The sequence below is a fragment of the Bradyrhizobium diazoefficiens USDA 110 genome (assembly GCF_000011365.1).
In the GTDB taxonomy this organism is placed as follows: Bacteria; Pseudomonadota; Alphaproteobacteria; order Rhizobiales; family Xanthobacteraceae; genus Bradyrhizobium; species Bradyrhizobium diazoefficiens.
Window position 1 is genome coordinate 182,019 of sequence record NC_004463.1, and the last position, 26,538, is coordinate 208,556.

Annotated in this window: 25 protein-coding genes; 12 read left to right on the forward strand and 13 right to left on the reverse strand. The window is 64.6% G+C overall.

Going from position 1 to position 26,538, the window contains the following annotated elements:
- Positions 1-14: 14 nt before the first annotated feature.
- Together aroB and BJA_RS00935 are read right to left on the reverse strand one after the other, a co-directional pair.
- Positions 15-1,163, reverse strand: a complete 1,149-nt coding sequence (gene aroB / locus BJA_RS00930; protein WP_011083019.1) for a 3-dehydroquinate synthase — start codon at positions 1,161-1,163, stop codon at positions 15-17.
- On the reverse strand, positions 1,160-1,783 hold the full coding sequence (locus tag BJA_RS00935) for a shikimate kinase (protein ID WP_028175815.1): 624 nt from the start codon (positions 1,781-1,783) through the stop codon (positions 1,160-1,162). The genes aroB and BJA_RS00935 overlap by 4 nt, the downstream gene beginning before the upstream one ends.
- A 183-nt stretch (positions 1,784-1,966) precedes the next feature.
- Between BJA_RS00935 and BJA_RS00940 the strand changes: the two genes are divergently transcribed.
- The 4 genes from BJA_RS00940 (at position 1,967) to BJA_RS00955 (ending at position 6,222) form a co-directional block, all read left to right on the forward strand.
- The gene (locus BJA_RS00940) at positions 1,967-2,113 is read left to right on the forward strand and encodes a hypothetical protein (protein WP_011083021.1); all 147 of its coding nucleotides are present in this window, start codon (positions 1,967-1,969) and stop codon (positions 2,111-2,113) included.
- 17 nt (positions 2,114-2,130) lie between these two features.
- Positions 2,131-3,087: a site-specific tyrosine recombinase XerD gene (gene xerD, locus BJA_RS00945; protein ID WP_011083022.1), complete on the forward strand. Its 957-nt coding sequence runs from the start codon at positions 2,131-2,133 to the stop codon at positions 3,085-3,087.
- Between the two features lie 181 nt (positions 3,088-3,268).
- On the forward strand, positions 3,269-4,231 hold the full coding sequence (locus tag BJA_RS00950) for an acetyl-CoA carboxylase carboxyltransferase subunit alpha (protein WP_011083023.1): 963 nt from the start codon (positions 3,269-3,271) through the stop codon (positions 4,229-4,231).
- A 422-nt stretch (positions 4,232-4,653) separates the two neighbouring features.
- Positions 4,654-6,222, forward strand: a complete 1,569-nt coding sequence (locus BJA_RS00955) for a L,D-transpeptidase family protein (RefSeq protein WP_162494184.1) — start codon at positions 4,654-4,656, stop codon at positions 6,220-6,222.
- Positions 6,223-6,424: 202 nt separating this feature from the next.
- Here the strand turns inward: BJA_RS00955 and BJA_RS00960 are convergent, their stop codons facing one another.
- From BJA_RS00960 to BJA_RS00990, 7 genes are all read right to left on the reverse strand, one after another.
- On the reverse strand, positions 6,425-7,120 hold the full coding sequence (locus BJA_RS00960; protein WP_011083025.1) for a branched-chain amino acid ABC transporter ATP-binding protein: 696 nt from the start codon (positions 7,118-7,120) through the stop codon (positions 6,425-6,427).
- The gene (locus tag BJA_RS00965) at positions 7,113-7,847 is read right to left on the reverse strand and encodes an ABC transporter ATP-binding protein (RefSeq protein WP_038966650.1); all 735 of its coding nucleotides are present in this window, start codon (positions 7,845-7,847) and stop codon (positions 7,113-7,115) included. The genes BJA_RS00960 and BJA_RS00965 overlap by 8 nt, the downstream gene beginning before the upstream one ends.
- On the reverse strand, positions 7,834-8,919 hold the full coding sequence (locus BJA_RS00970) for a branched-chain amino acid ABC transporter permease (protein WP_011083027.1): 1,086 nt from the start codon (positions 8,917-8,919) through the stop codon (positions 7,834-7,836). The genes BJA_RS00965 and BJA_RS00970 overlap by 14 nt, the downstream gene beginning before the upstream one ends.
- A gap of 6 nt (positions 8,920-8,925) precedes the next feature.
- Entirely contained in the window at positions 8,926-10,143 is a 1,218-nt protein-coding gene (locus BJA_RS00975) for a substrate-binding protein (protein ID WP_011083028.1), read from the reverse strand.
- Positions 10,144-10,147: 4 nt separating this feature from the next.
- The gene (locus BJA_RS00980) at positions 10,148-11,005 is read right to left on the reverse strand and encodes a branched-chain amino acid ABC transporter permease (RefSeq protein ID WP_011083029.1); all 858 of its coding nucleotides are present in this window, start codon (positions 11,003-11,005) and stop codon (positions 10,148-10,150) included.
- Positions 11,006-11,041: 36 nt separating this feature from the next.
- A complete protein-coding gene (locus BJA_RS00985; protein WP_011083030.1) occupies positions 11,042-12,556 on the reverse strand; it encodes an amidase in 1,515 nt (504 codons plus the stop codon).
- A 164-nt stretch (positions 12,557-12,720) separates the two neighbouring features.
- A complete protein-coding gene (locus BJA_RS00990; protein ID WP_038966651.1) occupies positions 12,721-13,905 on the reverse strand; it encodes a substrate-binding domain-containing protein in 1,185 nt (394 codons plus the stop codon).
- A 179-nt stretch (positions 13,906-14,084) separates the two neighbouring features.
- Here BJA_RS00990 and BJA_RS00995 point away from each other — a divergent pair, with 179 nt between their 5' ends.
- Entirely contained in the window at positions 14,085-14,528 is a 444-nt protein-coding gene (locus tag BJA_RS00995) for a MarR family winged helix-turn-helix transcriptional regulator (protein ID WP_011083032.1), read from the forward strand.
- A 244-nt stretch (positions 14,529-14,772) separates the two neighbouring features.
- On the opposite strand, the gene BJA_RS01000 is transcribed toward BJA_RS00995, so the two are convergent.
- From BJA_RS01000 to secA, 3 genes are all read right to left on the reverse strand, one after another.
- Positions 14,773-15,309 carry a hypothetical protein gene (locus BJA_RS01000; RefSeq protein WP_162494185.1) on the reverse strand — a complete coding sequence of 179 codons (537 nt, stop codon included), beginning with the start codon at positions 15,307-15,309 and terminating at the stop codon, positions 14,773-14,775.
- 130 nt (positions 15,310-15,439) lie between these two features.
- Positions 15,440-16,492 (reverse strand): RNA-directed DNA polymerase, encoded by a 1,053-nt coding sequence (locus tag BJA_RS01005; protein WP_011083035.1) that lies wholly within the window; start codon positions 16,490-16,492, stop codon positions 15,440-15,442.
- Positions 16,493-16,884: 392 nt separating this feature from the next.
- Positions 16,885-19,725 (reverse strand): preprotein translocase subunit SecA, encoded by a 2,841-nt coding sequence (gene secA, locus BJA_RS01010; RefSeq protein ID WP_011083036.1) that lies wholly within the window; start codon positions 19,723-19,725, stop codon positions 16,885-16,887.
- A gap of 353 nt (positions 19,726-20,078) precedes the next feature.
- Between secA and BJA_RS01015 the strand changes: the two genes are divergently transcribed.
- The 3 genes from BJA_RS01015 (at position 20,079) to BJA_RS01025 (ending at position 22,762) form a co-directional block, all read left to right on the forward strand.
- Positions 20,079-21,002: a peptidylprolyl isomerase gene (locus BJA_RS01015; RefSeq protein ID WP_028175805.1), complete on the forward strand. Its 924-nt coding sequence runs from the start codon at positions 20,079-20,081 to the stop codon at positions 21,000-21,002.
- Between the two features lie 102 nt (positions 21,003-21,104).
- A complete protein-coding gene (gene argJ, locus BJA_RS01020; RefSeq protein ID WP_011083038.1) occupies positions 21,105-22,346 on the forward strand; it encodes a bifunctional glutamate N-acetyltransferase/amino-acid acetyltransferase ArgJ in 1,242 nt (413 codons plus the stop codon).
- A 5-nt stretch (positions 22,347-22,351) separates the two neighbouring features.
- Entirely contained in the window at positions 22,352-22,762 is a 411-nt protein-coding gene (locus BJA_RS01025) for a (deoxy)nucleoside triphosphate pyrophosphohydrolase (RefSeq protein ID WP_011083039.1), read from the forward strand.
- 219 nt (positions 22,763-22,981) lie between these two features.
- On the opposite strand, the gene BJA_RS01030 is transcribed toward BJA_RS01025, so the two are convergent.
- A complete protein-coding gene (locus BJA_RS01030; protein WP_038966655.1) occupies positions 22,982-23,830 on the reverse strand; it encodes a methyltransferase domain-containing protein in 849 nt (282 codons plus the stop codon).
- A 139-nt stretch (positions 23,831-23,969) separates the two neighbouring features.
- Here BJA_RS01030 and BJA_RS01035 point away from each other — a divergent pair, with 139 nt between their 5' ends.
- The 4 genes from BJA_RS01035 to BJA_RS01050 are packed head-to-tail and all read left to right on the forward strand — an operon-like array spanning position 23,970 to position 26,444.
- Entirely contained in the window at positions 23,970-24,767 is a 798-nt protein-coding gene (locus tag BJA_RS01035; RefSeq protein WP_011083041.1) for a ComF family protein, read from the forward strand.
- A gap of 47 nt (positions 24,768-24,814) precedes the next feature.
- Positions 24,815-25,090 (forward strand): glutaredoxin 3, encoded by a 276-nt coding sequence (gene grxC, locus BJA_RS01040; protein ID WP_011083042.1) that lies wholly within the window; start codon positions 24,815-24,817, stop codon positions 25,088-25,090.
- Positions 25,087-25,965, forward strand: a complete 879-nt coding sequence (locus BJA_RS01045; RefSeq protein ID WP_011083043.1) for a carbon-nitrogen hydrolase family protein — start codon at positions 25,087-25,089, stop codon at positions 25,963-25,965. The genes grxC and BJA_RS01045 overlap by 4 nt, the downstream gene beginning before the upstream one ends.
- Complete coding sequence (locus tag BJA_RS01050) at positions 25,962-26,444, forward strand: DUF1178 family protein (RefSeq protein WP_011083044.1); 483 nt, start codon at positions 25,962-25,964, stop codon at positions 26,442-26,444. The genes BJA_RS01045 and BJA_RS01050 overlap by 4 nt, the downstream gene beginning before the upstream one ends.
- Positions 26,445-26,538: the final 94 nt, after the last annotated feature.

Below are 26,538 nucleotides of genomic sequence, written 5' to 3' on the forward strand. Positions count from 1 at the left end.
AATTCAGCCGCGCATCAGGCCTTCTGCGCGAGCTTCTCTTTCAGGAAGTCGCGCACCGGGGCCGGCTCGACGTCCTTTGCGATCACGGCGCGCCCGACCGCCTCCAGCAGGATGAAGGTGAGCTTGCCGCGCTTGACCTTCTTGTCCTGCGCCATCAGGGCCATCAGCGCGTCGGCATCGGCAAGCCCTTCCTGCGAAAAGCCCGCGATGTCCTGCAAGCGGGTCGGCAGGCCGGCCTCGATGAGATGCCGCTCGACGCGCGCCGCGTCGGCCTCGCCGATCATGCCGAGCTTGGCCGAGAACTGCGCCGCTAGCGTCATGCCGATCGCGACGCCCTCGCCGTGGAACAGACGGTCGGAGAAGCCGGTCGCAGCTTCCAGCGCGTGACCAAAGGTGTGGCCGAGATTGAGCAGCGCGCGTTCGCCGGTTTCGCGCTCGTCGCGCGAGACGATTCCGGCCTTGGCACGGCAGGAGGTGGCGATCGCGTGCTCGCGCGCTGATCCGCCCTTGAAGATGTCGGAATGGTTCTTTTCCAGCCAGGTGAAGAAGGCCTCATCGCCGAGCACGCCGTATTTGGCGACCTCGGCATAGCCGGCGTGGAACTGGCGCGGCGACAGCGTGTCGAGCACGGCGGTGTCGGCGATGACCAGCACCGGCTGGTGGAAGGCGCCGAGCAGATTCTTGCCCTGCGGCGAGTTGATGCCGGTCTTGCCGCCGACGCTGGAATCGACCTGCGCCAGCAGCGAGGTCGGCACCTGCACGAAATCGACGCCGCGGCGCAGGATCGCGGCGGCAAAGCCGGCGAGATCGCCGACCACACCGCCGCCGAGCGCGATGACGAGATCGTTGCGCTCGATCTTCGCGGCGATCAGGGCTTCGCTGACCTTTTCCAGGCCGGCATAGGTCTTGGAGATCTCGCCTTCCTCGACGACGATGCGCGACGTCGGGATGCCGGCGGCCGCGAGCGATGCTTCGGTCGGCTCGAGCCAGTGCTTTGCAACGGTACGGTCGGTGACAACAGCCGTGCGCACGCCGGGGCGCAGCGCTGCGACCCGTTCGCCGAGCGAGGCCAGCACGCCGCGGCCGATGACGATGTCATAGGCGCGATCGCCGAGCGCGACGTCGACGTTGACGGGATCGGAATGCTTCAACGGCGCAGTCATCGTACGGCACTCGCAACGTCGGCAGGTGGTTGGGCGGCCTGTTCGCCGCAGAGATGGGCGCGCAGCGTCTCGATACACTCCTCGACGATCTTGTCGTGCGGCACGTCGCGCGAGGCGATGGTGAGGTCGGCATGGCTGTAGACCGGCTCGCGCTCGGTGAGCAGGCGCGTCACGGTTCCCTCGGGGTCGGCGGTCTGGAGCAACGGGCGGTCGGCGCGGCGGCGGACGCGGCGCATGATGACGTCGTGGTCGGCCTTGAGCCAGATCGAGACCGCCTTGGCCGCGATGCGCGCACGCGTCTCCTCGCGCATGAAGGCGCCGCCGCCGGTCGCCAGCACCACCGGGCCGCCGTCGAGCAGGCGCGCGATCACGCGGGCCTCGCCGTCGCGGAAATGGCCCTCGCCATGGCGCTCGAAAATCTCCGGTATGGTCATGCCGGCCGCCGCCTCGATCTCGGTGTCCGCGTCGACGAAGGGCAGCTTGAGCCGGGCCGCCATGCGGCGGCCGATGGTGGATTTACCCACCCCCATCATGCCGACGAGCACGATCGAGCGCGCCCCGAGCGCCGACAGGATGTCGGCCTCAGGCGATGCTTGTATCGGCAACGCGGCGTCGGACATGGGTCTCGCTCTGGATCTCGCTCTGGGTCTCGCTCGATCTGCCGCCAAAAGCGGCCTGCTTTGGCCACCTATACGACCCCAAAGGGGGCCTCGCCAGAGGACTCTTGCCACGAAACGGCGAACATGTTGGATGATTTCATTGGTTAATTTGCCTGCCAAGTCCCCTACAGAGACCCCAGACCGATGCCCAGCCTGTTCCGCTTCCTGACGGTCGTCGCCGTGATCGCCGGCATCGTCTATGGCGTGATTTTCGCGCTGGCGAACTTCGTCAATCCGAAGCCGCGGGAAATGTCGGTGACGATCCCGCCGGATAAGTTTCTCAAGAAATAGGGGTTAGCCTCCAGGGCATGCGTGCAAAGCCCTCAGACGCCAAGCTCACCGGCCTGTTCCTCGACATGCTCGCGGCGGAACAGGGCGCCGGCCCCAATACGCTCGATGCCTACCGCCGCGACCTCACGGACTTCTCCGAGTTTCTGGGCCGCGTCGGCCACAGTTTTGCGGACGCCGAAACTCAAACGCTGCGCGACTATCTCGCCGATCTCGACACGCGTGGCTTCAAATCCACCAGCGTCGCGCGGCGGCTGTCGGCGATGCGGCATCTCTACCGCTTCCTGCTGAACGAGCGGATTCGCGGCGACGATCCCGCCGCGATCCTGTCCGGCCCGAAACGCGGCCGCGGCCTGCCAAAGGTGCTGTCGATCGCGGATGTCGACCGCATGCTCCGCCGCGCCAGGGAATTGAGCGAGGCGGAGGATGCCTCGCCCTCGAAGCGGCTGCGCGCCTTGCGGCTCTATTGCCTGCTCGAGGTGCTGTACGCCACGGGCCTGCGCGTCTCCGAGCTGGTGGCGCTGCCGCGCACGGCGGCCAAGCGCGACGCCCGCATGATCGTGGTGCGCGGCAAGGGCAACAAGGAGCGACTGGTGCCGCTGAACGAGGCCTCGCGGCAGGCGATGGCGGATTATCTCGCCGCGACCGAAGCCGCGAAATCCGACAAGAAGACCGGCGTTGCCGCCTCGAAATGGCTATTCCCCTCCTTCGGCGAGAGCGGGCACCTGACCCGGCAGCATTTCGCCCGCGACCTCAAGGAGCTCGCGGTCGCCTCCGGGCTTCAGGCCCGGCTGGTCTCCCCGCACGTGCTGCGCCACGCCTTTGCCAGCCACCTCCTGCACAACGGCGCTGACTTACGCATCGTGCAGACCCTGCTCGGCCACACCGACATCTCGACCACCCAGATCTACACCCATGTGGTCGAGGAGCGGCTGAAGAGCCTGGTGCGCGACCTGCACCCGCTGGCGGAGAAGTAGGCCTGCCGCAGCCGAAACCGCCTTGACTTCGGCCACATCTCCGCAGAAAGAGCCGTGGCCTCACGATTGAATTGGCGGGCTGCCCAGAAGCCCACAAGCCAACTCATTGAAGAGGCTACACTTCTTTCCGCAGGTCCGAAATCGCTTCGCCGCCTCGCCCCGTCCTCCCTATATTGAGTTGATGCAAGACCAGATGCGCAGCTATCTCGACTTCGAAAAGCCCGTCGCCGAGCTCGACTCCAAGGTCGACGAGCTGCGGACGCTCGCGGCCTCCGGGACCGACATCACCGACGAGATCGGGCGGATCGAGGACAAGGCGGCGCAGGCGCTGGCCGACCTCTATACGAACCTGTCGCCGTGGCAGAAGACGCTGGTCGCGCGCCATCCGCAGCGGCCGCATTTCAACGACTTCATCAAGGGCCTGATCACCGAATTCACCCCGCTCGCCGGCGACCGCAAGTTCGGCGAGGACGAGGCCCTGGTCGCCGGCTTCGGCCGCTTCCGCGGTGAGCCGATCTGCGTGATGGGCCAGGAAAAGGGCGATTCCACCGAGAGCCGCATCCGGCACAATTTCGGCATGGCGCGGCCCGAGGGCTATCGCAAATGCGTGCGGCTGATGGAGATGGCCGAGCGATTCGGCCTGCCGGTGCTGTCGCTCGCCGATTCCGCCGGCGCCTATCCCGGCATCGGCGCCGAAGAGCGCGGCCAGGCCGAGGCGATCGCGCGCTCGACCGATGCGTGCCTGTCGCTGGGCGTGCCGAACGTCGCCATCATCACCGGTGAAGGCATGTCGGGCGGCGCCATCGCGATCACCACCGCCAACCGGGTGCTGATGCTGGAGCACGCGATCTACAGCGTGATCTCGCCGGAGGCCGCCTCCTCCATCCTCTGGCGCGACGGCACCAAGGCGCAGGAAGCCGCCAACAACATGAAGATCACCGCCCAGGACATGCTCCGCTTCGGGGTGATCGACAGCATTTTGAAGGAGCCGGTCGGCGGCGCCCACCGCGACCCCGCCGCCATGATCGCCACCACGGGCGAGGCCATCGCCAAGGCGTTTGACGAGCTCCGCGGCCTCGACGGCGACGCCATCCGCAAGCAGCGTCGGCAGAAATTCCTCGATATCGGCCGGAAACTGGGCTGATTCGGGCGGCCTCGACGTCGTCATTCCGGGGCGATGCGAAGCAGCGAACCCGGAATCTCGAGATTCCGGGTCCGCCCTTCGGGCGCCCCGGAATGACGGTTGGAGCCCGGTAACCCCGCATTAACCCTTTTTTTGCCCAAATCGGCGATCTGAGTCCCAATTGGGCCGGAAGGCCCAAGTAAGGCCCAAAGTCGCGTCCATTTAGTCTCTGTTGACCATGCTACTGGGCCAACGGGCTCGTGATCCCCGCTCGGGTTGCGACCACATGACCCAGAGGTTAGAATTTTAATCAATGGCTTCAGGGCATAAGCGCTGGAGCGTGGTTTGAAAAAGCCCGTCACGACGGGTCCGGATCTCCGGTCGGATCATGCTCCAAAGAATTGGGGTTCGCGCTCTCTGCCCGGCACGGTGTGGGGTCCATCTTGATTTCTCGTTCGCTTGCTCGCGCGCTCTTGGCTTCGGTTGCGCTGCTGACGGCCAGTGTCCTGCTGGCCGGCTGCGACACCGACCAGGTTTCGCTCGCGACCAACGCCAAGGCCAACCAGCCGGTGCCGCCAAAGCTTCTCGCCGCGATGGTCGAGAAGGACATGGATCTGCAGTCCCCGATCCTGGTCCGCCTGTTCAAGCAGGAAGCCGAGCTCGAAGTCTGGAAGCAGACCCGCAACGGCCAGTTCGCGCTGCTCAAGACCTATCCGATCTGCCGCTGGTCGGGCGATCTGGGTCCGAAGGTGCGCGAAGGTGACCGCCAGGCGCCGGAAGGATTCTACTCGATCAATCCGGGCCAGATGAATCCGCAGTCGGCCTATTACCTCTCGTTCAACACGGGCTATCCGAACGCGTTCGACAAGGCTTTGGGCCGTACCGGCTCGCAGCTGATGGTGCATGGCGATTGTTCTTCGCGCGGCTGTTACGCCATGACGGACGAGCAGATCGCGGAGATCTATTCGCTCGGCCGCGAGTCCTTCTTCGGCGGCCAGAAGGCGTTCCAGCTGCAGGCCTATCCGTTCAAGATGACGCCGGTGAACATGGCCAAGCACCGGAACAATCCGAACATGCCGTTCTGGAAGATGATCAAGGAAGGCTATGATCATTTCGAGGTGACGCGGCAGGAGCCGAAGGTCGATTTCTGCGAGAAGAAGTACGTCTTCGACGCGGCGAAGACGCCCGATGCCAAGCGCGATCCGGTGTTCGACGCCTCGGCAAAGTGCCCGGCCTATGTGATCCCCGAGGACATCGCGAGCGCCGTGCGCGAGAAGGACGCGCGCGACCAGGCCGAGTACGCCAAGCTCGTCGCCAAGGGCACGCCGGTGGCGCGCATGAACACCGGCATCGACGGCGGCATGAACAAGATCTTCGCCGCCAAGATTCCGGAAGGCTCGACCGGCCTGTCGGAGGGCGCCGAAGGCACCACGCTGCAGATGCTGGCAATGGCGAAGGCGCCGGGCACGATCCCCGGCCACGTCAATCCGCCGAAGCCGAATTTCGACGCGGCCGCTCCCTCGCCGCAGGAAGAGCCGGTCGTCGCCGTCAGCGCGCCCGCGACCAGCACCCGCGTCGCGGCCGCAGCGCCCGCCGAGAAATCCCAAGAGAAATCGCAGGGCGGCGGCTTCTTCTCCAACCTCGGCCGCAAGATGGGCCTCGGCACCGCCGACACGACGGCGACCGCTTCGGCTCCGCCGGCGACCGCCTCCGTGGCCCCGGCCACAACGTCCACGACGCCGCCGACGGCAGCGTCCAGGCTGAAGGCCGCAGTCACCCGGTTCGTGCCGGGACATGACAAGTCCAAGGATGCAGCGAAGGACGCGCCGAAGCCGGCTGTGGCCGCCGCCAAGCCGGCAGAGCCGGTGAAGCCCGACACGCGCCTCGCCGCAACGCGTCCTGCGCTGAAGCCGTCGGTGTCGGATGGTGCGGGTGACAGCGGCCAGATGGCAGGCGCGGCACCGGTCGTGTCGTCGAACTCGTTCGACAGCCGGTTTGGGGCGGTGAAGTAAGCGCGCGGCCTCTCCGCGCGTTCTCTCCGGTCTATTCCAGCCTGACGCCGTCATTCCCCGCGAAGGCGGGGAATCCAGCATTCCAGAGGCACCAATTAGCGATCGAGAAGCCGCGGCGTACTGGATGCTCCGCCTTCGCGGGGCATGACAGGTGAGGTGGGACGAGAGTACCGCGCCTCACTCGCAGGTGAGCAGCGCTACCTTACGGCGCCAGATACCGCAGCAGTTCCGGATTGCCCCTCACCTCGCCCGCCTCGCCCTGCAGCGCGACCCTTCCGCGGTCAAGCACGTAGGCGTAGTCGGCGACGCGCAGCGCGAGGTCGAGGTGCTGCTCGACGATGATGACGGCGATCTCTTTCGCGAGCTCGATCAGGCGCTCGGTGATCTCCTCGATGACGCCGATCCAGACGCCTTCGGTGGGCTCGTCGAGCAGCAGCAGTTTTGGATCCCCTAACATGGCACGGCCGATGGCGAGCATCTTGCGCTCGCCGCCGGAGAGCGTGCCGGCGGGCTGGTCGAGGCGCTGGCCGAGCTTCGGGAAGATGCTCAGCACGTGATCGACTGCGTCGGCCTTGCTGCTCGCGAGCGAGCCGACCGCGAGATTGTCGCGCACCGACAGGCGCGCGAACACCGAATGCTCCTGCGGGACGTAGCCGATGCCGGCGCGCACGCGTTCCTGGGTCGCGCGGCGGCTGATGTCGCGGCCGTCGAAGGCAACCTCGCCCTTCCACGCCGGCAGCTCGCCGACGATGGTCTTCATCAGCGTGGTCTTGCCGGCGCCGTTGCGCCCGAGCACGGCGACGCCGCCGCGCCAGGGGATGCCGAGGTTGACGTCGAACAGGACCTGGCTGCGGCCATAGCCGGCGTCGAGATGCTTGATGTCCAAAAATTCAGGCACGGCGCAGATAGATCTCCTGGACGGATTTGTTGGCCTGGATCTCGGACACGGTGCCTGACGCCAGCACCTTGCCCTGGTCGAGCACGGTCAGGCGATCGCAGATGTCGCGGATGAAATCGAGATCGTGCTCGACGATGACGAGCGAGCAATGTTTCTTGATCGGCTGGAGCAATTCGCCGGTGACGCGGCGCTCCTCGAGGCTCATGCCGCCGGTCGGCTCGTCCAGCAGCAGAAGCTTTGGTTTTCCGGCAAGCGCCATCGCGATCTCCAGCCATTGCTGCTGGCCGTGCGACAGCGCCGCCGCCGCGTCGAAGGCGCGGTCGGCGAGGCGGAACTGCGTCAGCATGGTCATGACCTGGTCGTGCAGCGCGCCGCGCGTGCGCGAGAACACGAGGTCGAGCAGCGAGGATTGCGCCTGGAGCGCGAGCAGGATGTTGTCGTACAGCGTCAGCGTCGGCAGCACGCTCGTGATCTGGAATTTCAGGCTCATGCCGGCGCGGGCGCGCTCGGTCGGCGTGAACGCGGTGATGTCGGTGTTGACAAAACTCACCTTGCCCTGCGTCGGCACCTCGGCGCCGGCAATGCACTTCATCAGCGTGCTCTTGCCGGAGCCGTTCGGGCCGATCAGGCCGTGAAACTCGTTCTCGCCGACGGTGAGGGCTGCGCCGTCGAGCGCGGTGAGCTTGCCGAAGATCTTCTTGATGCCGGCGGCCTCAAGGAGCGGCATTGCGCTTCTCCTTTGGGTTCGCACCGAAGCTGCCGACACGCTCGCGCTCGCCCAGCACGAAGCTGATCAGGCCGAGCGGCCGGAACAGGATCACGAGCAGCAGCAGCAAGCCCAGGATGATAGGCCAGATGTCACGATAATTGTCGGACAGCCAGAAGCTGACGCCTTCGACGATGATCGCGCCGATGACCGCGCCGATCAGCGTGCCGGAGCCGCCGAACAGCACATAGAGCACCACCTGTGTCGAGACGACGACGCCGACCATGTTGGGCCAGACGAAACCTTCGTGGAAGGCATAGAGGCTGCCGGCAAGGCCGGCGACGCCGCCGCCGATGGTGAAGATGATCGCTTTCAGATGCTGCGCCTTGTAGCCGAAGAAGGCGATACGCTGCTCGTTCTCGCGCAGCCCCGCCAGCGCGAGGCCAAACTGCGAGCGCACCAGGAAGCGGCAGAGCAGGTAGACTACGACGAGGATGCCGAGCACGAGATAGTAGAAGGCGGGCCCTTCCGAGAATTCGTAACCACCGAGCGTCATCGGCGCGATCGAGGGAATACCGTTCTGGCCGCCGAGATAGTACCAGCCGCGCGCGAGGCGGTCGGCGGCGTAGGAGCCGGTGAGCGTGCCCAGCGACACGAAGATCACGCTGGAGGGATGCCGTCCCAGCAGCAGGAAGCCGCCGAGCAGCAGCGCGAAGGTGAGGCCGATGATGGTGCCCGCGGGGAGCACCAGGAAGATGTTGGTGATGTCGAGGTCGCGCGCGAGCAGCGCCACGCCATACCCGGCCGAGCCGAAGAACAGGGCCTGGCCAAAGCTCATGATGCCGGCATAGCCCCAGACCAGATCGAACGACAGGGCGAACAGCGCGAGGATGATCACGCGCGTCGCGAACACCGTGAGATAGTCCTGCAGCACCAGCGGCGCGAGCAGCGCGGCGACGAGCACCACGCCCTCCACGATCGGCAGGACTCTTCGTCCCGCCGCGACCTGTCCCGCCGCTTCGCGTTCAGCCATCGCATCGTCCGCTTCGTCGCCGGCGATGGCTTCCCTTACCACACTCATCGACTTCGGCATTCCGCCTCAGCATTCCTTGGGATCGACGAGCCCGTCGCTGCGTCCGACGATCTCGTAGTTTCCGCCCTTGGCGACCGCGGTGTACATCTTCATCTTGCAGTGCCGCTTGCCCGGCACCATTTCGGCAGGTCCGCCGGGACCTTCGGCGATCTTGGCGTGGTCGAGCGCGGCGGCGACCGACTCGCGGTCGAGCTTGCCCGCTTCTTTCACCGCCGCTTCCCACAGCTTGAGGCCGCGATAGGTGCCGGTGGCGGCGCTGCCGGCGGCGAACAGGAAGTTGCCCGGAAAATCCTTCTCGTAGGCCGCCTGGATTTTTGCGTCGAACGGGTTCTCCTTGGTCAGCACCTTGAAATAGTCGAGACAGCTCGCGAGGCCCTCGATCTCGCTCGCCTGATTGATGTTGAGCGTGTTCTCGTCATAGTAGACGCAGGCGAGACGGCCGCCGTTCTTGAGGAAGCCCGCTTCGTAGAGCTGCTTGAAGAACGGGCCGACGCCGGGCGGAATGACGGTGTTGAAGACGACGTCGACCTTGTTGGAGATGATGCGGTTGACGGTCGAGGAGAAGTCGACCTGGTCGAGTGGATAGTACTCCTCGAACACGACCTCACCGCCGTTGGATTCGATCACCTTGCGGGCATAGACGTTGAGCGTATGCGGCCAGACATAGTTGGCGCTCGGCAGCGCGAATTTCTTGCCGCCGTTCTTGATCAGCCAGGGTATGAACTCGTCGCATTGCTGCGCCGGCGTCGGGCCGGTGCAGAACAGATAGGGCGTGCACTCCTTGCCTTCGTAGAGCTGCGGATAGATGTAGAGCGTCTTGCCGCGCGCCACGATCGGGTCCTTGATCGCGTTGCGCATCGAGGAGGTGATGCCGCCCAGCACCATGTCGACCTTGTCGCGCTGGATCAGCTTGCGCACGTTGCCGACCGCGACGGATTCGTTCGACGCGGTGTCCTCGATATAGAGCTCGAGCGGACGGCCGAGCATGCCGCCGGCGGCGTTGATCTCCTTGATCACCATTTTTGCGACGTTGGCGTCGGCATTGCCGGCGTACGCAATTGGGCCCGTTAGATCTGTGGCGATGCCGACCTTGATCGGGGCTTCGGCCGCATTGGCCCAGGGGGCCGGGATTACCCAGCTGCCGACGCCGGTCGCGACCGCGCCCGACGCAAAGGCGAAATTGGAGAGGAAGCGGCGGCGTGAGAGCTGCGTACGATCGAACATATGACTAAACCCCTTTGCCAGCGATGAGGCCCTGCGGCCGGAATTTGATGAAGATAATGGCGAGCACAAAGACGAGGACGTCGGCGACGACGGGCGCCATCACCCAGGGCAGCGCGGCACTCAGCGTGCCGATGACGCCGGCACCCGCCACCGGCCCGATGAAGGAGCCGACGCCGCCGACCATGACCGCGACAAAGCCCTGGATCAGGAAGCGCAGGCCGAGATCGGCGAACAGGCTGAAGACAGGCACGATCAGCGCGCCGGCAAGGCCGGCGAGCGCCGCGCCGAAGGCAAAGGTGGCGCCATAGATCAGCGGCGTGGAGATGCCGGAGGCGCGCGCCAGCGAGGGATTTTCCAGCGTGGCGCGGACGCGCAGGCCGAAGCTCGTGCGAGAGAGCAGGAGATAGCAGCCACCCATCACCAGCAGCGTGATGACGATGATGGTGAAGCGCCATGCCGAGATGTGCATCGCGCCGATGTCGATCGAGCCGCCGATCGGCTCGGGCACGGTGAGATAGAAGCCGCCGATCAGGCCGCGCACGGATTCGCGGATGATCAGGCCGAGCGCATAGGTGCCGAGCATCGCCACGATCGGCGCGGCGTAGAAGCGGCGGATGATCAGCGCCTCCAGCACAAAGCCGAGCGCGCCGACCACGAAGGGCGCCGCGACCATGCCGGCCCAGATCGGCAGGCCCCCGGCGTAGGCGAGATAGGTGATGTAGGCCCCGAGCAGGACGAACTCTCCTTGCGCGAAGTTGAAGATGCCCATCATGCTGGCGATGATCCCGAGCCCCAGCACGATCAGGACGATGATCGCGCCAAAGCTCAGGATCTCGAACGCCGCGACGAACGCGTTAGCCATTTGGTGCTGTTCCGTCCGTCTGCATCGACGCCTCGCTCACATCTTCTTCCAGTCGCCGATCTGCTCGAAGGCGTGCGCGGCGCGATAGATGGTCGATTCCTCGAACATGCGGCCGACCAGCATCAGGCCGACGGGCAGGCCGTCGACCATGCCGCAGGGCAGCGACATCGCGGGGTGATGGGTGATGTCGAACGGCGCGGTGTTGCCGATCATCTCCAGCGCACGGGCGACGTAGTCCTCGCGGCTGGCCGTGGGCTCCGGCAGCTTGGTTGCCTTCATCGGCGTCGTCGGCAGCAAAAGCAGATCGTAATCCCCAAACGCCTTGTCGTAGGCGGCGGTCAGCCTGCGGGAGATATTGAGCGCCTTGCCGTAGAAGCGTGGACCGAAATTGTTGTTGATGTAGGTGCCGAGCATCATGAACAGCTTCGTGGTCTCGGACAGCGAGTCGGCCTGCCGGCGCCAGCCGCGATGAAAATCCATCAGCGAGGTCGAATAGAGATCGCCGCGGCTGAGGCCGTAGCCGTCGCCGAACATCATGGTCTGGGTCAGGCCTTCGGTGCCGATCGGGGTCCAGATCGCGCCGCCCAGGAGATGCATCGGGATTGAGACCGTCTCTACGGTGGCGCCAAGATCCTTGAAGCGCTTTGCCGCCTCGCGCACGCTTTCATTCACCGCGGCTTCTGCGACCGGCTGCTCAAAGCCTTCCTTGAGAATGCCGATCTTCATGCCCTTGACGCCCTGGCCGAGCGCCTTGGTGTATTCCTCGACCTTCGGAGCCTTGATGCGCGGATCGTAGCCGTCATCGCCGGCGAGCACTTCAAGCAGCAGCGCGTTGTCAGCGACGGTCGCGGTCATCGGACCGGTATGGTCGACATAGATCTCGATCGGCATGATCCCGGTGTAAGGCACGAGGCCCCAGGTCGGCTTCATGCCGTAAATGCCGCAGAACGAGGACGGCATGCGGATCGAGCCGCCCTGATCGCCGCCGATCGCCATGTCGACTTCGCCGAGCGCGACCACGACGCCCGAGCCTGACGACGAGCCACCGGCCGAGTAACCCATCTTGTGCGGATTGTGCACGGGCCCGAAAGAGCCGGTGTGGCTGCCGCCGGACAGGCAGAAATGCTCGCAATGCACCTTGCCCTTGATCTCGGCACCGGCATCCAGCATGCGCGTGACGATGGTGGCGTCGAAATCGGGCACATAGCCTTCCAGCGTCGACGAGCCGTTGGTCATGGGCACGCCGGCCAGCATGATGTTGTCTTTCAGCGCAACGGTTTTGCCCTTGAGCTTGCCGCCGGCGGCGCCTTTCACAGTCGCCTTGCGATACCAGGCATTGCGCGGGTTCTCTTCGGCCGAGGGCCGATAGCCCGGCGTGCGCGGATATTTCACCTCCGGCACTTCGTCCGGCATCGCGGCAACGAGATTGTAGGCTTCAATCGAGCCCTGCATCAGGCCGCGGAACGAGGCGACGTCGTCGTCGGTGAGCGAAAGGCCGCATTGCTCGGCGACACTGCGAAGTTGGGCGGGCGTGGGAAGGACGACTGTCACGGCGCTCTCCTTGAGGTTTCTTGATCCCTGGCTTTGGATGGAGGCCGCTCGCTCGCGCCTGCACGGCGCGGGCCAGCCGGCTTCGCCTCGATATTACAGACGGAAATATTTTCCTTTTCAAGCATTATTTCGAAGCTCGGCCGTGACGGACGAGCGGCCGGATCTCAGAGCGTCTTGATGAGCTTGAAGTCGAGACCGTCCGCTTCGGCAAGATACATCGGCATCTCGGCGCGGCCATCGCGGATGGTGACGGGTCCGCGGCCCGCCGAATAGACGGTGTTGCGCGCGGCCTTGAGCAGCGGGCGAAAGGCCAGCGAGCCGGCGCGGTTGGCCACGGATTCCAGGAACCGCAACCCCTCATAATTCGACTGGCCGACCGAGCCGACCGGCGGCGCGTGCGGGCCGAACATGGCCTGATAGCCACTTAGGAACTCGTCGTTGGCGCGCGAGGCCATGCAGTTGAAATAACCGGAGGCGCAGAACAAATTCTCGGTGTTGTCGGCGCCGATGCCGAGCAGCACGGTCTCGTCCATCGCGCCCGCGAGCCGCAGCGTCGAGGTGGCAAGCCCTGCCTCGGCGAAGGCACGGTTGAAGGTGATGCTGTCGGTGCCGATCAGCGAGATCAGCACCGCGTCCGGCTTGGCAGCGTGGATGCGCGCCAGATGCGCCTCGTGATTGTCCTCGCCGACGGGAACGAACTCCTCGCCGACGACCTGGCCGCCGGCCTCCTTGATGTAGCGCTTCACCGCGCGATGCGACTGCCAGGGCCAGACATAGTCGCTGCCGATCAGATACCAGCGCGCCGCCTTCTTGACGTCGGCCAGCCAGTGGATGGCGGGGCGGCTCTGCCAGCGCGGCGTCTCGCCGATCGCCATCACGCCCGGCGTGCGCTCGCCGCCCTCATAGACCGGCGTGTAGATGTAGGGGATGCGATTGCCGGTGACCTTGCGCAGCGCGACGCGGACCGCGCTGATATGCGAGCCCATGATGAGGTCGACCTCGTCGAAGGCGATCGCCTGCTCGGCGCGCTGCACCACCTCGTCGATCGGGCCGCCGGAATCGTAGATCGACAGCTCCAGCTCGCGGCCCAGAATGCCGCCGCGCTTGTTGATCTCGGCGACCGCCAGCATCGCGCTGTTGGTGGAGGTCGGGCCCCAGATCCCGGGCGAGCCGGTGAAGGTGAGGAAATTGCCGATGCGCAGCTTGTTGCGCGCACCACGGCGCTTCATGAAATGCGCGTCGAGCGGAGACAGGTCGAAGTCGGCCGCCGACGACGACAGATTCCTGAACAGCAAGGACGGCGGCAACGCCGGGCCGCCGTGAGCCGGGAAGTTTACCGTCGCGCGCACGCCAACTCCTGTCTGGCACCAGACCTGAAAGCACATTGAGTAGGCGGCCGCGGCTTCCGCCCTTTTGTTGGGCAATGATCCTATTTTGAAAATATTGAATATTCAAGAATTGAAGTGCATATAGATGCAGCATTGATTGCAAGACATTCACTCATTTGGGTCAAGACGAAGTCTTAGCCGTGGCAAAACCGTCGAAAGAAAACACTCCGATCACCGAACATCTCGCCTACCTGCTCGCGCAAGCCAACCGGGAGATCAACCGGCAGCTGGAACTGCGCTTGAGCAAGGAAGGTGTTCCCGTCGAGCAATGGCGCATCCTGAAAGTGCTGTCGGATGGCAACGGCCATTCGATGGGCGAGCTTGCGGACGCCGTGCTGCTCAACCATCCGACGCTGACCAAGATGATCGACCGCATGGTCTCGGACACGCTGGTCTATCGCGTGCAGGACCCGAACGACCGCCGCAAGGTGCTGATGTTCATCTCCGACCGCGGCAAGGTGCTGTGCAAGAAGCTCAACTCGCTCGCGGTGGACCAGGAGGAGCACATCCTGGAGAGCTACGGCAACAAGTCGACGAGCGAATTGAAGCGGCTGCTGGAGAGCTTGATCGACAGCTCGAATTGAGCGGCGAAGATTGCCGACTCTCATGTAGATCTTTAGGAGAGCGCCACCCTTCAGCGCCACAGTTGGTCTCTCATTCTGGAAAATCGTGCGGCAAGGGTCGCCCATACTCGATCGACCTTGGCCATTCCGCCAGCATTGGCATGTCCCAATCCGCCAGTGTGCGGCACTCCGTAGATCTCCGTGCGGTTGACCAAAGTATGGGACGAGGGGATGCAAGCTTCGTTCAGCTTCAAGTCGGTCATGTTCAAGGCACGCCTTCGTAAAGGTCTGCAATGGAGTCTGAGCCGCGATGAAGGAACACCGGAGTGGTTCGCTTTGGTGCACCTTTTGTTACTTGCGGAAGTGAGCCCTTCAGGTCGCCTGACGCCGCTTTCGGCCGGAAGGTGCGCCGGTCCAAGTTTATCCTCCGGGCGTCAAGTACATCATCTCGTAGAAATGCAACGTTCTCCTTTAAAGCTAGTGCGAGAAGTGTGTGTCCGTTTGCATGGCTGATCAATTTCCTGTCCTTGGTCCATCCGCGGCGTACCGCCTCATACAGAAGGAGCCAATTTTCGCCGAATGTCCCTTGGGCACGCAGCACACCTCGCCAGTCCCAGCGAGAGAGCGAGAAGCCAATCAAATTGCGCTCCCAGAGCAATCCGAATAGCGCTATGATGATGGATCCGGGGAAAGCGCTGTCGGTCGGCACGTCCGACGCCTCAAGCTTTATGCGAAGTACGCCGGCTGCGACAAGGCTCCAGGCAACCTCGAAGTTATGCCCCTGAGGAAGGTGGATGGCCAAAATCGAGCGTATCCAACTATGGACCCGAGTCTTAACCTCTTGGTTGGCGCAAAGCCCCTGATTGTTAATTAAAAATCCAACGACATGGCTGATGCATATCGGAAAGTCGCGGGACAGACGAAACATAGAGTCAAGCAAGGTGTGAAAGGTGCCGTCTAGAACTGTCGCCCGACTTAGGCGGCGGCAGGCCCATTGAGCCGGAGTTCCCGCGACTCTCGAAGCAAGCGTTGAGGGCGAGGTCGACGAGATATTCGATATCTCGAAGCTGTTGTTGCGGATCGATCTGAGAGAGTGGAGCTTTATCAAAATCTAGCTTCCACTTCTCACGGAAGATAAGAGGAGAAGTTATTATCTTTGTCTTCTCTTCATTAAGCTGCAGATTGTATCTCCATAGAACCTGCCGGATGGCTCGCAGCGCTTGCCTGGCGTCGGCTTCGTTATCAAATCCGATCGAGAAATCATCCAATAGCCGGAATGCATTAGTTGGCTGCAAATATTTTGACAGGGACTTGTCCGTCTCTACACCTGAGAGAAGAAGCTCGGCCAGCACTCTTGAGGTATCCGGCCCGACCGGTATGCCGAAGGTCTCACGAGACTGGCAGCTCTGTAATGCCTCATCGATCTTGTTCGACCAATGGGCGTTGAGCTTCTTTCGGTTTGTTCTGAGAAGCTCCTTTGCCTTCTCCTTGCCAAGAACAGCCCAAGGAATTGAGTGCGTATAAGCCGTATAGAAGAATCTCGATATGTCCGCCTGGAGGATGAAGGGTTTCTCGGAATGAAGTTTTGCAGCCAACGTCCTTCGCTTTTGAAAATCTAGACCCGCGAAGGCTTTTGCTTGTGCAGCAGCTTCAGAGACGTCGTAAAGCGATGTACCCGACTTCTTGAGAAGGGACCTGATCTCCGCTCGTCTTTCCGTGATCAGAAGTGATACGCCGAGCTGCGCTAGGGGGTGAACCACGGCAAGGGCTCTTCGGCCTGGTACGTTTCGGGGGGCAGAGTATGTATCGTAGCTGGTAGCGAGCTTGATCAGCTTGTCCTTCTCGGCGCGAACCAAAGCATAGTTGCGCCGACAGAATTCGGAATACTCACGGCTAGTAACTGTAGGAGGTAATTCCTCAGGAAGGTACGCGGTGCTAAGCAAACACTGCAGGAAATCTCGCGGCCTAAGCTTGCTCGCCTTCATGGTCGATCCAGCCCCGGTTCGTACAATTTATTGGGGAAGACTAGCCGCTATACAACGAATGCACAGGGCTCTCCAAACCTCAGTCCACAGCAGAGTGGCAACGGAAGTGCCCCTAGTTGGCGCTATGGGAACGAGAGATTTCTCCTGCGCGCTCTCGATAGACTCCGCGGTATGAGTACCGGCCTTCGCCGGGACCCCGATGTGGTGGGAGTCGCGCGCCACACACTCAACTGTCATCGTCCGGCTCGACCGGGCGATCCAGTATTCCTGAAACGGATGTGATTGAGCCGAAAGGCCGCGGCGTACTGGGTCGCCCGGTCAAGCCGGGCGACGACAGCGGAGAATGAGGCGGGTATGTCGCGCCTCACGCGCGCATGACAGCGAGCTAGCGGTTACGCGTACCGCCCGTGGCAGTGCTTGTACTTCTTGCCTGAGCCGCACGGGCAATCCTCGTTGCGGCCGATCTTGCCCCAGGATGCGGGGTTCTTCGGATCGCGCTGGGCGGCGTCGGAGGCCGGCGCGCCGAGCGTGACGCTGGCGAGCGCCATCTCGTCCTCGCCGGTGTTCGGGTCGAACTTGTGCGCTTCCATCGGCGGCAGCACGGGCGCTTCCTGCTCCGGCGGGACGATCTCGACCCGCATCAGCTGCGCGGTGACGGCCTCGCGCAGGTGCGCGCTCATCTCCTGGAAGAGATTGAAGGCCTCGGTCTTGTACTCCTGCAGCGGATCGCGCTGGCCGTAGCCGCGCAGGCCGATGACCTGGCGCAGATGGTCGAGCATGATCAGGTGCTCGCGCCAGAGATGGTCGAGCGTCTGGAGCAGAATGGTCTTCTCGACGTAACGCATCACGTCGGGGCCCCACTGCGCGACCTTGGCGGCCATGTGCTCGTCGGCGCGGTTCTCGATGCGGTTGAGCAACTCCTCGTCGGCGATGCCCTCTTCCTTGGCCCAGTCGTCGACCGGCAGGTCGAGATCGAGCACGCGCTTCAGCTCCTCCTTCAGGCCGGCAACGTCCCACTGCTCGGCATAGGCATGCTCGGGCACGTGCTTGGCGACGAGGTCGTCGATGAAGGCATGGCGCATGTCGGTAACGGTCTCGGCGACGCTGTCGTCCTTCATCAGGTCGACGCGCTGGTCGAAGATCACCTTGCGCTGGTCGTTCTGGACGTTGTCGAACTTGAGCAGGTTCTTGCGGATGTCGAAGTTGCGGGCCTCGACCTTCTGCTGCGCCTTCTCCAGGGCCTTGTTGATCCAGGGATGGATGATGGCCTCGCCCTCTTGCAGGCCGAGACGCTGGAGCATGCTGTCGAGGCGATCCGAGCCGAAGATGCGCATCAGATCGTCTTCCAGCGACAGGAAGAACTTCGAGCGGCCGGGGTCGCCCTGACGGCCGGATCGGCCGCGCAGCTGGTTGTCGATGCGGCGGGATTCGTGACGCTCGGAGCCGATGATGTAGAGACCGCCCGGCTTCGTCACGGTCTTGGCGGGCTTGGAACCCTTCGCCGGCTCGATCTCGACGATCTCCTCGGCCTTCAGCACGATCTCGCGGAAGCGCTCGACGTCGGCCTTGATCTGCTCGATCTTCCTGGCCTTCTCGGCCTCGTCCTCGATGCCCGCAGTTTCCTTCGGGACGCGCATCTCGAGCGAGCCGCCGAGCTTGATGTCGGTGCCGCGGCCGGCCATGTTGGTCGCGATCGTGATCGCGCCGGGCACGCCGGCTTCCGCGACGATATAGGCTTCCTGCTCGTGGAAGCGCGCGTTCAGGACCGCGAACAGCTTCGACGGCTTGCCGGCACGGGCCGCCGCATAGAGCTTGTCGAGCGCGTTCTCCTTGCCGAAATCGATCTGCTTGTAGCCGTTCGACTTGAGGAACTCGGCGAGCACCTCCGACTTCTCGATCGACGCCGTGCCGACCAGCACGGGCTGGAGCCGCGCGTTCGCCCGCTCGATCTCGGCGAGAATGGCGGCGTATTTTTCCTTCTGCGTGCGGTAGACCTCGTCGTCCTCGTCGAGACGCGCGACCGACAGGTTGGTCGGGATCTCCACGACCTCGAGCTTGTAGATGTCGAACAGTTCGTCCGCTTCGGTCGCGGCGGTGCCGGTCATGCCCGCAAGCTTCTCGTACATGCGGAAGTAGTTCTGGAAGGTGATCGAGGCCAGCGTCTGGTTCTCGGGCTGGACCTGGACGTGCTCCTTGGCCTCGAGCGCCTGGTGCAGGCCTTCCGAATAGCGCCGGCCCGGCATCATGCGGCCGGTGAACTCGTCGATGATGACGACCTCGTCGTCGCGGACGATGTAGTCCTTGTCACGGGTGAACAGCGTGTGGGCGCGCAGGGCCTGGTTGATGTGGTGCACGACCGAGACGTTCTCGACGTCGTAGAGCGACTCGCCCTTGAGCTGGCCGGCGTCGCGCAGCAGGGTTTCGATCTTCTCCATGCCGGCTTCGGTGAGCGTCACCGTGCGCTGCTTCTCGTCGACGTCGTAGTCGGTCTTGTCGAGCTTGGGCAGGAAGCCGTCGATGGTGTTGTAGAAGTCGGAGCGGTCGTCGAGCGGGCCGGAGATGATCAGCGGCGTGCGCGCTTCGTCGATCAGGATGGAGTCGACTTCGTCGACGATGGCGAAGAAGTGCGGCCGCTGGACCATGTCCTCGAGCCGGTACTTCATGTTGTCGCGCAGATAGTCGAAGCCGTATTCGTTGTTGGTGCCGTAGGTGATGTCGCAGGCATAGGCCGTCTTGCGCTCGGCATCGTCGAGACCGTGGACGATCACGCCCGTGGTCATGCCGAGGAAGCCGTAGATCTGGCCCATCCAGCCGGAGTCGCGGCGGGCGAGGTAGTCGTTGACGGTGACGACATGGACGCCCTTGCCGGCGAGCGCGTTGAGATAGACCGCAAGCGTCGCCACCAGCGTCTTGCCTTCGCCGGTCTTCATCTCGGCGATGTCGCCCTCGTGCAGCACCATGCCGCCGATCAGCTGGACGTCGAAATGGCGCTGGCCGAGCGTGCGCTTGGCGGCCTCGCGCACGGTCGCGAAGGCCGGCACCAGCAGGTCATCGAGCGTCTTGCCCTCGGCGAGCTGCTTCTTGAAGTCGGCCGTGCGGGCCTTGAGCTCCTCGTCGGAGAGCTTGATGAGCTCGGGCTCCAGCGCGTTGATCGCGTTGACGCGGGACTGATATCCCTTCACCCGCCGGTCGTTGGCGGAGCCGAAAAACTTGCGGGCGAGCGCGCCGATCATGCCTAGTTCCTGTGTTCGCGATTTAACCGCGTTGCAGCCAAGAAGTTGTCCCCCGCCTGCCTATCAACTCACCGTGACGCTGATGGCGCCAGAGCCCGGACTGCGGGGGGTCATCCGCCATATGGGTGGGAATTGGGCAAGTCTGGGTTCAACGGCCAAAAACGCAGCAAAATAAACGCCATCGCCATGGTCGCGACCGGGCAGAGATATGGCCCGGTCAGGGCCTTGTCAACGGCGGGCGCATTGCGGCTAATTCATCATTTTGACAGACTTTTCGCGTTGCCAAGCCCCCCTGAATTGGGCGAGTGTCCGCCCCGCTCGAGCAGCCCCCTGCTTCAACAAAAGGATTTTCCATGACCACCTCGTTCCCGGTAACCAAAACCGGCCTGCGCTTCGGCCTCGCCACCGCCCTCGTGGGCTGCCTTGCGCTGGCGCTGATCGCGGGTCCCGGCCGGGCTGCCGACGATCCGGTCCTGGCGAAGGTCAATGGCGCGGAAATCAAGAAGAGCGACGTCGCCATGGCCGAGGAGGAACTCGGGCCGAGCCTCGCCCAGATGGACCCGGCGACCAAGGACGAGAACGTCCTGTCCTTCCTGATCGACATGAAGATCGTGTCCAAGGCCGCCGAGGACAAGAAGGTCGCCGACAGCGAGGAGTTCAAGAAGCGCCTGGCGTTCGCCCGCAACCGCCTCCTGATGGACAGCCTGCTCGCCAACGAGGGCAAGGCCGCCACCACCCCCGACGCCATGAAGAAGGTCTACGAGGAGGCCTCCAAGCAGATCACCGGCGAGCAGGAGGTGCGCGCCCGCCACATCCTGGTCGAGACCGAGGACGAGGCCAAGGCGGTGAAGGCCGAGTTGGACAAGGGCGCCGATTTCGCCGAACTCGCCAAGAAGAAGTCCAAGGATCCGGGCTCCGCCGACGGCGGCGACCTCGGCTTCTTCACCAAGGAGCAGATGGTGCCGGAATTCTCGGCGGTGGCCTTCGCGCTGGAGCCGGGCAAGATCTCCGACCCCGTGAAGTCGCAGTTCGGCTGGCACATCATCAAGGTCGAGGAAAAGCGCAACCGCAAGGCGCCGGACTTCGAGCAGGTCAAGGCCCAGATCGAGCAATACGTCACCCGCAAGGCCCAGGCCGACTACGTCGCCAAGCTGCGCACGGAAGCCAAGGTCGAGCGGCTGGACCAGCCCGCCGCGGACGCCAAGCCGGCCGACGCGGCCAAGCCTTCCGATGCGAAGCCCTCCGACAGCAAGATGGCGCCCCCTGCGAAGAAGTAAGAATTCGCTGTCACTTCGCGGACGCCAATAGTATCTAACGTCGCAATGGCCGGGCAAATGCCCGGCCATCTGCATATCCAGACCCCACCAAGGCGCCCCGCGATGTCCTCCTCCGTCTCTCCCCTCGCTCCCAAGACTGTTCCCGACATGCCCGTGATCGCGGGCGTCCGCCTTGCGACGGCCGAGGCCGGCATCCGCTACAAGAACCGCACCGACGTGCTGCTGGCGGTGATGGACAAGGGCACTGCGGTCGCCGGCGTCTTCACCAAGTCGAAATGCCCGTCCGCGCCGGTGGAATGGTGCCGCGCCAAGCTGAAGGGCGGCAAGGCGCGCGCCCTCGTCGTCAATTCCGGCAATGCCAACGCCTTCACCGGCAAGACCGGCCGCAGTTCCACCGCGCTGACCGCCAAGATCGCGGCCAAGGCCGTCGGGTGCAGCGAGAGCGAGATTTTCCTGGCCTCGACCGGCGTGATCGGCGAGCCGCTGGACGCGACCAAGTTCGACGGCGTTTTGGGCCGACTGGCCGAGACCGCCGAGCCCGGCGACTATCTCGCCGCGGCCAAGGCGATCATGACCACCGACACCTTCCCCAAGGTCGCGACCGCGACCGTCAAGCTCGGCAAGGCCAAGGTCACCATCAACGGCATGGCCAAGGGCGCCGGCATGATCGCGCCCGATATGGCGACGATGCTGTCGTTCGTCTTCACCGACGCGCCGATCGCGCCGGCCGCCCTGCAAGCGTTGCTCAAGAGCGGCGTCGAGGACACCTTCAACGCGGTGACGATCGACGGCGACACCTCGACCTCGGACACGCTGCTGGCCTTCGCGACGGGCGCGGCCGCCGAGCACGGCGCGCCCAAAATCAGCCGCGCCAGCGACCCCAGGCTGAAGGCCTTCGTCAAGGCCTTCAACCAGGTGCTCGCCAACCTCGCCGAGCAGGTCGCCCGCGACGGCGAAGGCGCGCGCAAGCTGGTCGAGATCACCGTCGAAGGCGCCAAGACCAAGGCGTCGGCGCGCAAGATCGCGATGTCGATTGCGAATTCGCCGCTGGTGAAGACCGCGATCGCCGGCGAGGACGCCAATTGGGGCCGCGTGGTGATGGCCGTCGGCAAGGCCGGCGAGCCGGCCGACCGCGACAAGCTCTCGATCTCCTTCAACGGCATCCGCGTCGCCAGGAGCGGCGCGCGCGATCCCGACTACGACGAGGCGCAGGTGTCGGAGGCGATGAAGGCGCCGGAGATCGCTATCAAGGTCTCGCTCGGCCTCGGCAAGGGCCGCGACCGCGTCATGACCTGCGACCTCACCAAGGAATATGTCGCGATCAACGGGGATTACAGGTCGTAGTCTCCATGACCCCTCTCAAGCTCACACTGGTGGTGGCCTGCGCGCTTGTCGACGCCGACAAGCGCGTCCTGATCGCGCAGCGCCCCGAGGGCAAGGCGCTGGCCGGCCTCTGGGAATTTCCCGGCGGCAAACTCGAGCCCGGCGAGCGGCCGGAGCAGAGCCTGATCCGCGAGCTGCATGAAGAGCTCGGAATTACCGTCGCCGAGCCGTGCCTGGCGCCGCTGACCTTTGCGAGCTACGGCTACGAGACCTTCCACCTGTTGATGCCGCTCTACATCTGCCGGCGCTGGGAGGGGATGGTCGCCGCACGCGAAGGCCAGACCCTCGCCTGGGTCCGTGCCAACAAGCTGCGCGACTACCCGATGCCGCCCGCGGACATTCCGCTGATCCCGCATTTGATTGATTTGCTGATGTGAGTTGGCGGTCACCGCGTCTCAATCTCCATTGTCGTCCCGGACAAGCGCGCCCAAAGCGCGCGCAGATCCGGGATCCATATCCACAGGAAGGCGTGGTTACGGGGACTCGGAGTGACCGCCTTCGCGCCACAACCACTCCCTGTGGCTATGGGTCCCGGCCTTCGCCGGGACGACATCGAATTCTTGGGCGGCGGTCTCGGCAATGACGGAGAGAACGACTCAGCTCTCCCCCGCCTTTTTCACCGCCTCCGCAAGACTCGCCTTCGCCGACCCCGGCTTGAGCGGCTGCTGCTGGCTTGCATGCGGGGCCCAGCCGGAGAGCCAGATGATGTCGAATGTCGCACGGATGCGGCCGTCGGAATCGGCAAAGCGTTCGGCATAGATTTCGGCCATGCGCAGCAGCGTCGCGCGCCGGCTCGGCGTGCGGCGGCGTTCGATCAATACATTGGCCGCGCCCATGCGCCTGATATCCTGCATCAGCGCGAAGGCATTGGCGTAGCGCACCACGACACGGTCGACGTCAGTGACCGGCAGCGCAAAGCCCGCGCGCTGCAACAGCGCGCCGATGTCGCGCAGATCGGCGAACGGCGCGACGCGCGGCGACACGCCGCCTTCGCATTCGGCTTCGGCGGCAGCAAAGGCCTGGCGCAGCTCGGTGAGGCTGTCGCCGCCGATCATCGCGGCCAGCAGCAAGCCATCCGGCTTCAACGCGCGCCGGACCTGCGCCAGCACGCCCGGCAGGTCGTTGACGAATTGCAGCGCCAGTGCCGAGACGACGAGATCGAGGCTCTCGGGCGTGAAGGGCAGCTTCTCCTCGCCGGTTTCGCCAAGTGCAATCCGCTGAAGCGACGGCAGCCGCGCGCGCAGGACCGCGAGGCCTTCACCGGGCGTCCAGAGATCGGCCGGAGCGTGAAACTCCCGCATCACCGCGGCGAGCCGGTCGGACATGTCCTCGGTCACCCGATCGAGCAGGAAACTCACGGCGCCTTGCGCGTGCGCACGGCGTTGCCGCGCGTGCAGCAAGGCCCGATCGAACAGGGCGGGCGGGGTTTGCACGTTCTGAGCCATGCCGCTGGTTACGCCGATCCAAGTCGTTCTGGCAACCGTGTCCCGGACGCAGTGCGGCACCAAGTGACGCGCCGCGCTGCGTCCGGGGCACGAGACCGAGCCGCTTGAGCGGATTGTCGCAGAGCGCTAGCCTTCCCACATGGAAGCCGACGCCGCCCCTTCCCGTTCGATCGCTACACCTCTGCGTGCCGCGTGGACGGCCGGCCGTCACGCGCTGGCGCGCGCGGCACGGCTCGCGCTCGACATTGCGCTGCCGACCTTGTGCGTGTCCTGCCGCGAGCCGGTGGATGGCGAGGGCGTGTGCGCGGCCTGCTGGGCGCGGCTGTCGTTCATCGAACGGCCCTATTGCCCGCGCCTCGGCATCCCCTTTGTCTACGATCCCGGCCCCGACATGCTGTCGATGGAGGCGATCGCGAGCCCGCCGGCCTACCAGCGCGCGCGAGCAGCGGTGCGCTATGACGACGTCGCGCGCACGCTGGTGCATGCGCTGAAATACCAGGACCGCACCGATCTGGCGCCGGCGATGGGCCGCTGGATGGCGCGCGCGGGCGGCGAGTTGCTCGCCGGCGCCGACATGCTGATCCCCGTTCCCCTGCACTGGCGACGGGCCTGGCGCCGCCGCTACAACCAGTCCGGGGCGCTGGCGCGGAGCATCGAGCGGCAAAGCGGGGTGAAAGTGCGGGGCGAGCTGCTGCGCCGGGTGCGCGCCACCGAGCAGCAGATCGGCCTGTCGCGGGCCCAGCGCGCCACCAATGTGCAGGGCGCATTCCAGGTATCTCCCGACCGTCAGGCCGAGGTGCAGGGCCGCCGCATCGTCCTGATCGACGACGTCCTGACGTCTGGGGCGACGCTGGATGCCTGCGCCCGTGCCTTGCTGCGTGCCAAAGCGGCCCAGGTGGACGTGCTGGTGTTTGCCCGGGTTGTGGAGGTCAGGTGAAGTCCCATATAATTCAATGAATTCATGACATGAGAGCGCCAGACAAGATGCCCGCCGCTGTCGAGATCTACACCAGACCAGGCTGCGGCTATTGCTCCGCGGCCAAATCGCTGCTGACCCGCAAGAAGGCGACCTTCACGGAATTCGACGTCGCCAGGAACCCGTCCTGGCGCGACGAGATGTACGACCGCGCCGGCGAGGGCTCGACCTTCCCGCAGATCTGGATCGGCGGTAGCCATGTCGGCGGCTGCGACGACCTCTACGCGCTCGACCGCGAGGGCAAGCTCGACGGCATGCTCGAAAGCGTGAAGGCTGAATCATGAGCGACAACAGGACCTTCACCGCCGCGATGGTGCAGATGCGCACCGGCCTGATGCCCGAGCCCAGCCTCGCGCAGGCCACCAGGCTGATCCGGCAGGCCGCGGCCAACGGCGCCGACTACGTGCAGACGCCCGAAGTCAGCAACATGATGCAGCTGAACCGCAAGGCGCTGTTCGAGCACCTCCAGAGCGAAGAGAACGACGCCTCGCTCAAGGCTTACCGCGCGCTCGCGGCGGAGCTGAAGATCCACATCCATGTCGGCTCGCTGGCATTGCGTTTCTCGGACGAAAAAGCGGTCAACCGCTCGTTCCTGATCGGGCCCGAGGGCAATGTGCTCGCGAGCTACGACAAGATCCACATGTTCGACATCGAGCTGCCGGACGGCGAGAGCTATCGCGAATCCGCCAATTACCAGCCGGGCGAGACCGCCGTGATCTCCGACCTGCCCTGGGGCCGGGTCGGGCTGACGATCTGCTACGACGTGCGCTTCCCCGCGCTCTACCGCGCGCTGGCCGAGAGCGGCGCCTATTTCATCACGGTGCCGTCCGCCTTCACGCGCAAGACCGGTGAAGCGCACTGGCACGTGCTGCTGCGCGCACGCGCGATCGAGACCGGTTGTTTCGTGTTCGCCGCGGCGCAGGCCGGCCTGCACGAGAACAAGCGCGAGACCTATGGCCACTCGTTGATCATCGATCCCTGGGGCGAGATCCTCGCGGAAGGTGACGTCGAGCCCGGCATTATCATGGCCACGATCGATCCCGCCAAGGTCGAGACCGCGCGCCGGGCGATCCCTTCGCTCCAGCACGGCCGCCGCTTCGGCGTCGCCGACCCCAAGGCCGGGCCGGATCATCTGCATCTGGTGCGGGGATCGGCATGATTCGCTACGCGCTTCACTGCGACCGCAACCACGCATTCGAAAGCTGGTTCCAGAGCTCGTCGGCCTACGATTCGCAGGTGAAGCGCAAGCTCGTGACCTGTCCGATCTGCGGCTCGGCCAAGGTCGAGAAGGCGATCATGGCGCCGCGCATCGTCGGCAAGAAGGGCCGCGGGCCGGCCACGCCTCCGCCGGAGCCCGCTTCAACACCCGTGCCCGAGGCTGCGCCGTCAGGACCGACCCCGCTGCTGATGGCGCAGGAGCGCGAGCTGCGCGCCAAGATCAAGGAGCTGCGCGACCACATCGTGAAGAACGCCGACAATGTCGGCGAGCGCTTTGCGAACGAAGCCCGCGCGATGCACTACGGCGACAAGGAGCATCGGCCGATCTACGGCGAGGCCTCGCCCGACGAGGCCAAGTCGCTGATCGACGAAGGCATCGAAGTCTCGCCGCTGCCGACGCTGCCGGAAGACAGGAATTGACGCGCGAAGCGCGTCATCCCGGGATGGTCCGAAGGACCAGACCTCAGATGCGCAATTGCGCATCGGGGGATCTCGAGATTCTCAGGAGCGCAAT

Coding starts and splice junctions, on each gene's coding strand:
- BJA_RS01015 (WP_028175805.1), top strand. CDS start 20,079: ATGACCACCTCGTTCCCGGTAACCAAAACCGGCCTGCGCTTCGGCCTC.
- BJA_RS01030 (WP_038966655.1), bottom strand. CDS start 23,830: ATGGCTCAGAACGTGCAAACCCCGCCCGCCCTGTTCGATCGGGCCTTG.
- argJ (WP_011083038.1), top strand. CDS start 21,105: ATGTCCTCCTCCGTCTCTCCCCTCGCTCCCAAGACTGTTCCCGACATG.
- BJA_RS00935 (WP_028175815.1), bottom strand. CDS start 1,783: ATGTCCGACGCCGCGTTGCCGATACAAGCATCGCCTGAGGCCGACATC.
- BJA_RS01025 (WP_011083039.1), top strand. CDS start 22,352: ATGACCCCTCTCAAGCTCACACTGGTGGTGGCCTGCGCGCTTGTCGAC.
- BJA_RS01005 (WP_011083035.1), bottom strand. CDS start 16,492: ATGAAGGCGAGCAAGCTTAGGCCGCGAGATTTCCTGCAGTGTTTGCTT.
- BJA_RS00950 (WP_011083023.1), top strand. CDS start 3,269: ATGCAAGACCAGATGCGCAGCTATCTCGACTTCGAAAAGCCCGTCGCC.
- grxC (WP_011083042.1), top strand. CDS start 24,815: ATGCCCGCCGCTGTCGAGATCTACACCAGACCAGGCTGCGGCTATTGC.
- BJA_RS00970 (WP_011083027.1), bottom strand. CDS start 8,919: ATGCCGAAGTCGATGAGTGTGGTAAGGGAAGCCATCGCCGGCGACGAA.
- BJA_RS00975 (WP_011083028.1), bottom strand. CDS start 10,143: ATGTTCGATCGTACGCAGCTCTCACGCCGCCGCTTCCTCTCCAATTTC.
- secA (WP_011083036.1), bottom strand. CDS start 19,725: ATGATCGGCGCGCTCGCCCGCAAGTTTTTCGGCTCCGCCAACGACCGG.
- BJA_RS01035 (WP_011083041.1), top strand. CDS start 23,970: ATGGAAGCCGACGCCGCCCCTTCCCGTTCGATCGCTACACCTCTGCGT.
- BJA_RS00940 (WP_011083021.1), top strand. CDS start 1,967: ATGCCCAGCCTGTTCCGCTTCCTGACGGTCGTCGCCGTGATCGCCGGC.
- BJA_RS01045 (WP_011083043.1), top strand. CDS start 25,087: ATGAGCGACAACAGGACCTTCACCGCCGCGATGGTGCAGATGCGCACC.
- BJA_RS00965 (WP_038966650.1), bottom strand. CDS start 7,847: ATGCCGCTCCTTGAGGCCGCCGGCATCAAGAAGATCTTCGGCAAGCTC.
- BJA_RS00980 (WP_011083029.1), bottom strand. CDS start 11,005: ATGGCTAACGCGTTCGTCGCGGCGTTCGAGATCCTGAGCTTTGGCGCG.
- aroB (WP_011083019.1), bottom strand. CDS start 1,163: ATGACTGCGCCGTTGAAGCATTCCGATCCCGTCAACGTCGACGTCGCG.
- xerD (WP_011083022.1), top strand. CDS start 2,131: ATGCGTGCAAAGCCCTCAGACGCCAAGCTCACCGGCCTGTTCCTCGAC.
- BJA_RS01050 (WP_011083044.1), top strand. CDS start 25,962: ATGATTCGCTACGCGCTTCACTGCGACCGCAACCACGCATTCGAAAGC.